This window comes from Candidatus Thiosymbion oneisti, from assembly GCF_004359955.1.
Taxonomy (GTDB): Bacteria; Pseudomonadota; Gammaproteobacteria; order Chromatiales; family Chromatiaceae; genus Thiosymbion; species Thiosymbion oneisti.
Map to the genome: position 1 here is coordinate 1 of NZ_SMSC01000053.1, position 9,128 is coordinate 9,128.

General features: G+C 57.9%; 5 protein-coding genes and 1 pseudogene. 5 read left to right on the forward strand and 1 reads right to left on the reverse strand.

The features are described from left to right. Window positions 1-517: 517 nt before the first annotated feature. From E1958_RS18815 to E1958_RS18835, 5 genes are all read left to right on the forward strand, one after another. On the forward strand, window positions 518-1,417 hold the full coding sequence (locus tag E1958_RS18815; protein ID WP_165742265.1) for an SUMF1/EgtB/PvdO family nonheme iron enzyme: 900 nt from the start codon (window positions 518-520) through the stop codon (window positions 1,415-1,417). Between the two features lie 470 nt (window positions 1,418-1,887). Continuing rightward, complete coding sequence (locus E1958_RS18820) at window positions 1,888-3,573, forward strand: hypothetical protein (protein WP_133513239.1); 1,686 nt, start codon at window positions 1,888-1,890, stop codon at window positions 3,571-3,573. Window positions 3,574-3,708: 135 nt separating this feature from the next. Beyond that, on the forward strand, window positions 3,709-6,078 hold the full coding sequence (locus E1958_RS18825) for a hypothetical protein (RefSeq protein WP_133513240.1): 2,370 nt from the start codon (window positions 3,709-3,711) through the stop codon (window positions 6,076-6,078). Further along, window positions 6,075-6,842 carry an ABC transporter ATP-binding protein gene (locus E1958_RS18830; protein WP_133513241.1) on the forward strand — a complete coding sequence of 256 codons (768 nt, stop codon included), beginning with the start codon at window positions 6,075-6,077 and terminating at the stop codon, window positions 6,840-6,842. The genes E1958_RS18825 and E1958_RS18830 overlap by 4 nt, the downstream gene beginning before the upstream one ends. Before the next feature lie 6 nt (window positions 6,843-6,848). Further along, window positions 6,849-8,783: a hypothetical protein gene (locus tag E1958_RS18835; protein WP_133513242.1), complete on the forward strand. Its 1,935-nt coding sequence runs from the start codon at window positions 6,849-6,851 to the stop codon at window positions 8,781-8,783. Window positions 8,784-8,942: 159 nt separating this feature from the next. On the opposite strand, the pseudogene mutL reads toward E1958_RS18835, so the two are convergent. Beyond that, window positions 8,943-9,128 (reverse strand): annotated as a pseudogene (gene mutL / locus E1958_RS21025) (DNA mismatch repair endonuclease MutL); the annotation flags it as partial.

Below are 9,128 nucleotides of genomic sequence, written 5' to 3' on the forward strand. Positions count from 1 at the left end.
GCGGTTGGTCATGGGGGGATGGAAGCAAAAAGCGAGTGACCACGCAAGCGCGATGACGCCAGCTAGTTTCGAGGCAGCTGCTCAGGTAGATTAGGCAAAGACGCGCCCGGCCTGGCCGGTAATCGAGCCGAGGGCCGGTATCGCGCAGTGCTCGACCTGACGGTGACCAGCCTTTGTCAGGCACGGCACACCGCTAAGCATCACACATTATTTCGGTGACACGACCGAGCTTGACACGTTTCGGGGACATCTGGCATAGAGGGACAATCCGGCAGCTCTGGAGATCGCCGTAACTATTCAGACCTTGCTGCGTCATTCCGGCCGGGATAGCCGGAATCCAACCTCCAATATCGGGGTACATTTCTTGCTCCCCACCTTTCATGGGGAATGAGATAGATGCCAATCGGTCAGAAAACCGTGTTCAGGTACGAGGCAACCCCTTTGGATTAAGACACAAAGGTCACTCCGAACCTTGTCGGAGCATAAAGATTCGGAGAGTTTTTTTTGGAGAAATATAGTGGCTTTTATTGGATATATAGTGGCTTTTATTGGATTGATTGCAAGCCTTATTACTATTTATGACTTAGTTAATAAGCTGGATCTCAACAAAATAGAGCTTCGATCTCTCTGGAAAAAGATACGGCCTTCCTTAGTAAAAATATGGTCTTCTGCGATAGTGGTTGGTGTCATCCTTGGTATTGTGAGTTTCTCCTATCAGCCAGACAAAGATGAAATAGACACCACACTTAATCGCATCGGGAATTATTTTAGAGGCCCGTTCGATCATAGCGGAGATCCACCGGTCACCTGCTTGGCGAATGATAAACTAGGTTTCTTATCAGTCAATCCAAACGCATCCCTATCTCACAAGGACTGGATCGGCGATGTTCCTACCGGGCTGTCCGTGTCTTTCCAAATCCAGACAAGACCGATAACCGTCTCCGAGTTCAAAGACTACGTGGCGAGTGGACCACGACAATCCTTCCTCAAGAGTCTGGAGGGCTCGACCTGGAAGATCGCCGGTGATCACGATCCGGCTGTAGATATCCCCTGGGCCGTAGCACAGGATTACGGGAGATGGATTACGGCAACCGCAAAGGACGGTTGCCAGTATCGGCTGCCGACCCTTGCCGAATGGCGTCAGGCAGTGATGGCCTTGGCACACGCGAACGACGACCCGGAAAGGGACTTTTTTTATGGAGAGTTCCAGTGGGGCATGCTGGAATGGACCGAGGATCCGTGCGACAACAAGGGGCGCGTCTCGGTTGGTAGCGAATGGCGGAAAGAGAATGAGGACGATGGAAAAAATGCCTCGGTACCCGCGGCAACCTGTCTGGGATCCGACCATGTCAAAGACGGATTTTTCAGGCAGGGCTTCCGATTGGTACGTGTCCCCGACGAGGGCATTGATGAATAGGAGGCAAGCATGTGTCAGAGTGTTTTCCGCGCCTGTGAGGATGAACCGGGTACGAAGATTTTCGAACCGCAAGGATCTATCCGCCCTGTCCCTGGGACGGCAGGCATCAGAAATCATGTCTAGGTACTAGGGGGTGTTGATATTTAAATCTAACCGACTGTTTTTCACCTGTAAAATGGTTGCAACACGCAGGTGATCCGCACAGCGGACCCTACAGTCAAACAAGCGGTTAGCGTAGGGTCCGCTGTGCGGACCTTCTAAATGTCAACAGCCCCTAGCCCACGGTTTCAGCCTATTTTTCATATTACATGCCTTATCACAAAATCACCTTTCGCATGTTACCGACCTTCTGAACATGTAGAATATGCTGAAACGGTGTACTAGGCGATTCCCTATAGATCAAGATACAAAGATCACCATGAACCATGTCAGAACATAAGGATTTGTAGAAATCTTTTTGGAGAAAGATAGTGACTCTTAATACACTGATTTCTAATATAGCAGGGATTATTGAATTAATTGCTAACGTCATTACTATTATTGCTCCTATCATCACTCCCCCTATTGGTCTTATTGTCGTTCTTATTGCTATCACCATCATTGTTATCGTTGTTATCAAGAAATATGTTAAGACAGAGATTCAATCTCTTTGGGTCAAGATATCATTTCTCATCAAGCTCATTTTAATTATTGTTTTAGTTATTGTTTTAGTTATTGTTTTTATTATTAGTTTTGCTGTTCTCATTAATAGATTGCAATCAAATTCCTTAGTCGAGATCCATTGGCCTCCGTCTTGGGGCGCTCCGATCCGGGGTTGCGATCTCGGCACAGTCGATTCGACCCAAGGTCGTTGTTCGATCCAAGCGGCTAGGACGGTCGACTTGGTATGGCCGGGACTGATCGAGGCAATCGAGATTAAGGCCGAGGAAGCGGTGGCTGGCGATACGATCGATCTGAAAGGACGGTTGCGGCCCAGCCGTCCCTTTCCGCCGAATGATCCCTGGCTCAGTAAACCAGCCAACACGAAAAATCCTTGCGCCGTTGAACCTGCATACCAGCCGGTAGAGCTTATCTTCTCCGGTGGGGATGGAAAGTCGATCAAGTATTCTTGGACCGAAGGCTCTCTACCCACCTTCACAGAGGTCGACTGGCCGACGAATCAGCCCCTTCCCCAACGCCTCGAGCTCCGGTTGGAGCAACATAGGCCCAAAAATCCTGCATTTGAGACCAGTCTCAAGATCGGTTGGGACCCTGCAACAGATAGGTCCAAACCGTTAGCAGCATGGACAGAAAACGGGGCGCGACGTGCCTATCCGGTCGTTCCCAAGACACTACCAACGATTAAGTTCGACGATTCCCTGGAAGTACACTGGTATCCGACACGGGATGCCTGCGTTGGTGGTACCAAGTCGCAGGATTACTGGGATTATGCCCGGTATGCCTTCACTGGCCGCTCCAAGGGCCCGTGCGATTGGGCCCGATTGATGCGCGGTCCGGAGAAGATCAACTACTGTACCCGGCCAGTTTTGAACCGGACCCGGAACCAGTTGGTACTGGATTTCAAACTCCTCCGATGCGGTGTGCACCGCCGGCTGATCCTGATCGCCCTATCAAAGATATTCGATCCCATCGGGAAGGATCTTCAGGACGTCCTGCGGGAACGCCTGGTCCGGATGAAACAATCCGGATCGAGGGTCCCCTTCGACCTCTTGAGCATTGGTGAGGACCAACGTCTCGACCGGGTCCTGACCTGTGAGGATCTACCGAACCTAGCCGAGGATGGGGAAATCTCTATCCGCGCCAAGATCGCGCGTCTGCGCTTCCGATCCGAAAACCTCGATGCGCTGAAGAATCTAGGCCTTGTCACCCTGGATCCGGCGTTTGCCGCCAACCGGATCCGATCCATCCTCTATCTGACCGACGGCAGTGGCCTGAAGGAAATCGACAACCGCGATGAGCTCTATCGGCGCATTGCCGCGACCAGCCTCGGACTAATCCGGATTTGGCAACAGGAAGGGGTTGATATCCAGGTATTGACCGCAGGCAGTTGTGCCACCTGGCGGGCCATGGACGTGGCCTGTAAGGAGCTGCGACAGGACCGAAAGAAACGTTTGCATCTGATCATTCAGAGGATCGAACAGGCGCTTTGTAATTGACGCCGACCGAGTGGGCAAGTCCTGCGGGGCGACTATGGGCGATCCGGCCGATTATGGTGCGGCTCGGGATTTCGTCAATAAAAAGAGCCTCGCATTCCGTATGGCCAGCCAGGACAAATGACCAGGGGGAAAGGAATGAGAACTCTATACATCCTGCCGGTTTTATTGCTGTTCGCGGCACGGGTAGGGGCGGTACCTGGGGAGGGGAGTTGTACCGGATATAAGTTTAGAACTTACCCGGACGATCCGACCAAGATCAACGAGACGTTGCCCCTGCGTATCCTGCGTCATGGGGCACCGGTCTACCCGTCCCCATCAGGCGGTGATTCTCTCTCCAGTAGGACCTTCGGTGAGCTTGTCGAGCCGGTGACCCTGAGTGCCGATCCGGCCGGCGGGCGGATCCAGATCAAACGGCCAGGCGACGCAAAGCCCCTGGGTTGGATGGAGCGGACCGATCTGCTCTGTCGTAACAGACCCCTGATCGAGAACTACATCGAGCGCAAGGCATTCATCCGCACTGCCACAGGCCCTAACGATTCCTCGGAGCCAGTCCGGTCTTTCCCGGGACCGGACCTGGATGACTGTCCCAATCCAGGGATGAAGGGCTGTCGGACCCTGAGCCGGTTCGAGCTGCTCTTCGTGTTTGCCCGGAACCCGGACACCAAGCGCCTGTTGCTGGCGCACGAATACTACCTCAATGACGACGATATCCTGGTCGGCTGGGTGCCGGAGGAACAGACCGTCCCCTGGAACACCCGCTTGGGGCTGCGCCCGGCGGATCAGGTGGAAGAGACTCGCATGTATCCCAACGCCCGAGCGGCGGCAACGGCCGACGATACCAGGGCCTATCCCGTCAAGGGCAACCGGGACGGCCGCTGGTACACCTATCCGCACCACCCTCCCCTATTGGACCGGGAGGATGTCGATGGCCGTGCCGTCTATAAGGTCGCGGCGCCCGGCCCCAAGGCCCGCATCGACGAAGACCCCTATCTCCCGAACCAGGGGACCGGCTCCATTGTGGCCTTGAAGGGGGCGGATGTCTTTTTTCTGATCGACGGCACCGAGAGCATGACCCCGCACATCCGTGCCGTGGAAGAGGTCGCCAGCACATTGGCCGAGGAGCTGACCGGAGACAAGGAAGGGGGCCACAGAAGCAACCATTACCGCTTCGGCTTCCGTATCTTCCGGGACCACTACGCGGATACGGCCCCGGCCTTGGACTGCCAAGGTGGACTGTGCGAGAAGCTCCTGATCGACCGTGAGGACTGTAGCCAGAACAGCCGAACCATGGACGAGAGTCGCCGTAGATTTCTGGCCGCCATCAAGGAAGTTAAGGCCAGCTCGAATGACCATAACGACTATCCGAATCGGCTCTTCGCCGGCATCGAGCAGGCCATCCAGGATATGGGTGGCTGTAATGACCGGCTCAAGGTATTGATTGTCATCGGCGATCATGGTGATCGCCTGCCCGAGGTACCGGATAGGCTGCGGACCAAGATTCGGGCGTTCGCCTCCGATTCCCTGATTTTTTTCATCCAGACCCCGGCCGAGTCGGATACCATCGACTACCAAGACGCCTACGCCAAGTTCAAATGGGATGCCCGGGCCGTCCTGAGGCTTGTCTACCCCGACGGAAGATTCTTGGGGAGGGATATCAAGCGCAAGGCCACTCTGTTGTCCCTATCGGATGCTGAGCAGACAAAGGCCAAGATCAAGGAGATCGTGGATCAGTACAGTAGCAGTCGCGCGGTCAACGAGCTCATGACGGCCATCCGCGGCGGCGAATCCCTGGACGACTTTCTACATGATCGCATGGGCAAGGGCGACCTCCCCGTCCTGTTCTGGGAACGGGTATACCGCAAGCTCTGCGCGGAGGATGATCGTAGGCTAGGCCGCCAATGTACTGAGCCTGTCGATCATGTGGTGGACTATGCCTATGTCCCGGTCTCCGACGACTGGACCGAGGAGGTCTGGCTAGGGTTGGATGACCTTGATTTTTGGCTGAGGACCTTGCGGGATCTATCCAAGACGGGGGGACGGAGTGCCACCGAGGAACGGGCAGCCTTTATCCGTGCATTAATAAGCCTCCTGGAGACCAAGATCGGCAAACCGCTCAGGATCCAGACGGGGGAGAGCTTTGAGGAATTCATGTGGCGCAAATCTGGCCTGCCGGTCCGCGCCCACAGCCCCTTGCTGGGGTATGAGCTCCGGGAGCTGCGGCGGATCGAGCCCTGCGAGCTGCGCCGGCTGAAGCTTTGGGCCGGCTCCATCTATGAGCTGCTCAACGGGATCAAGGCATCGCCCAGGCTCAAACCATCCTTTGTGCTCGAGGACAACACCAGCAAATGCAACGGCATAACAGACCAGGGACGCAAGCTCCAAAAGATGAGGCTGGCTCCGGCTTCCAGTTGGAAACGGCTCGGTAGAGACGAGCGGGCGACCTTCGAGCATGAGATCGCCGGTGGTCTGATCCGTTATTGGCTGCCCCAGGCTTACCTGCCGTGATCCGCTGTGAGATCGAGGGATTGACCGGGGGCTGGCACCCGGACCGCCCTGTACTTCGGGGCATCACCGGGGTTCTTCCCGAGGAGCGGCTCCGGGTCCCCCTGATGGGCCCCAGCGGCAAGGGCAAGAGCACCCTGCTCTACCACCTGGCTGCTCTTAAGTGGCCCTTTAAGGGCACGGTACATTGGGACATCGGAGGCGAACGCTTCCGCTGGGGGGGCTCCGGCACCGGCCTGTCGCCGATGGACGCCGTGAGTCTGCGCCGGGAGTATTTCGGCTTTGCCTTTCAGAACAGTACCCTCTCCAACCACCTCTCGATCGAGGAGAACCTGATCTATCCGCTGTTGCTGCGGGGTATCCGCAGGCGCAAAGCCCAGACATGTGCTGAGGAGGTATTGAGCCAGGTCTTGGACCAGGATGAACGCAAGGAGATCGGTAATCTGTTATGCCGGATGCCCTCCGAGCTCTCGGGCGGGCAACGCCAAGGGGTCGCCCTTGCCCAGGCCATGGTGCACTCCCCCCAGATCTTGTTCGCGGACGAGCCCACCGGAAACCTGGACATCCACACCCGCAGGGACATCGTCGACCTTGCGCTCAAGGATTGGGTGGATAAGGAAAAGGACCGTAAGCTGATCTGGATCACCCACCATGAGGAGGAGCCCGCGGACATGGGGGTCGATTATCGCTTGTTCGTCGATTCCGACGGTTGTTTTTGGGAGCGGCGTTACCGGGGTCCCGGTGGCTCCCGGTGGGTGAGGGAGTGATCGGAGGTGGCACAGGTCAAGACCACCGCGATCCGTCTCGGCCTGATCGAGCTGAGGCGTAGCACTCCCTTCCTCGGGGGCCAAACATTCACCGGCAGATGGGATTTTCTCTGGCTCGGCCTGTTGCTCGGGCTGACCCTCGCCATCGCCCTCTTGCTGCTGGTCGCTCGCCAGGGGATCCTGGACCGGCTGCTCGATGTCTCCCTGGCTATGGTCCCTGGGCATGGCGTCCCCGTCTGGGTGCGCGGCAAGGCGCGCGATAGCGGCGATGCCTTGTCGCGGCGGGAGTTGGACCGCATCGCGGCCCTGGACGAGGGGCTCCGGGTCTATCCCTATCGGGATGTGCTGAGCTCCGACATTCGCCTCCCCGGAACCCACGAGGTCGCCGGCGGGGAGGGCGTGTGGCGTCCGCTGCCGCAAGACGCCCAGGGCGTGGGGGAAGCGTTTATCAGCAAGCCCCTGATCTGGGCGGTATCCGCAGACGATCCCCTGTGGCGGACGGCCCTGTCTACCACGCCCGCACTGGCCGAGCAGGCGCGCACGGGCATCCTGCCCCTGGTGGTCCTGAACCGGCGTGCCTTCCGACGCCTGGATTGCGGGCTTTACTCGCGGGCCCTGGCCGCCGTCGGGCGCGCGGCCAAGTTAGTCCCGGATTTTGATTTCGGTCCGGTGCGGGCACCGACAATGGACGCTATCCCGGACTGCCTGCGGAATGGTTATATCTGGCTGCGGGTGAAACCGGGCAAGAACAGCGAGCTGCATCGCTTCCGCATCCAGTGGGTCGACCGGCTGCCCACCTTCGATGAGGTGGCCATGCTGTTTCCGATGAACTTCTACACGGCCATGAAGCTCGCCCAATTCGACGCCGATCTGCACTTTTTTCCCGAGCAGTTGGGGGCAGCGGGGATCCGCCTGACCACCCTCGAAGTGCATCCCGGACGCGCGGGCGACTACTCGGACGCGGAGCTGGAGCGGTTGCGGATCTGTCTGGGTCTAGACTGGCAACGGCGGCGGGCGAGGCTGCAACTGCCCTTTCCGGTAGCCGAGAAGGCTGTGGAGACCTGCGCGCGGGAGGCGGGACTGAGGTTCTTGCACGAGGTGCCGACCGGCGATCCCCAGCCCTATCTGATCACCGGCGGTACCCCCGGCAGGAGCAGCCCCTTCCGGTTCGTCGAGGGGGGACGGCGCCTGTGTCTGTTCCCCACACAAGGCACCAGGGGGGAATCGAATCCGGAACTATGTGGAGAGGAGGATACCCTCGTAGTCGTGGATCCGGTCCGGGGTAACGATTTCGACCGGGCCATTGTCTATGTCCCGGACCGCGAGCGGGTGTCGCAGGTGATGAATCGTCTGGAGGCCCTGACGACCACAGCAGGAACGACCGCGGGAGGGACAGACACCTCCGAGGAGGTCTCACCAAGTATCTCCCAAGAGGCGGTCCTGACCATTCCCGGCCCCTACCGTGACGCGGTGCGCCGCTTCGGCTTCATGACAGCCGTGGTGGAGCTTTTCAGGTGGCCCTTCGGTATCATTTTGAGTCTGTCCCTGCTGGTACTGTCTCTGGCCCAGATCGGGATGGTCATCCAGCACCGCCGACTTAGCTATGGGGTATATCTTGCCAAGGGGATGGACGGTACAGCGATCCTGGTCATGCTGATGGTCCAGGTCCTTATCTGCCTGGCCGCCGGTCTGGCGCTCGCTTGTCTGGTGCTGGTCGGTGCGTCCTATTGGTTGGCCGGCGAGTTGGCCTTACTGCTCGCTAAATCCGAATTCGCGGGCCAAGTGGCAGTGACCGACTTGGCCCTGCTACCATTCGAACCTGGGAATGTATTGCTGGTGGGTACGGTCGGACTGCTCTTTGTCTGGTTGGTCACTGTCCTATTGTTGTACCGAATTCTCTTCAAGAGGCATATAGAGCCAGCGATGCTGCTCTACGATTGAGCCGGATCACAGGATCTTAATGATCGGCAATCAGCTAGATTCGTCGTGGATGAATACCGTTCTCCGGCTCCTCGAACCCGACTAGGGGGGCGGCTCCTTGGCGCCGGTCAGGGCGAGCATTCCCAAGATCCGCAATGTCCCCTCGGACAACACGCAGGCGGGAACGGGGACGCCGACCTCCCGCACCCGCAGCAGCTTGACGCCGCCCCGCTCGACATCGATCTCGATGCGGTCCGCACCGGCGTCCAGGCTGTTCTCGATCAGCTCCTTGGCCACCGAGGCCGGCCGTTCCACGACCTCTCCCGCCGCAATCTGATTGACGAGCTGCGCGGGAAGCTGCCGGAT

What these genes read in the sequence shown, in the direction of transcription:
- E1958_RS18825 (WP_133513240.1), top strand. Translation starts at nt 3,709, where the DNA reads ATGAGAACTCTATACATCCTGCCGGTTTTATTGCTGTTCGCGGCACGG.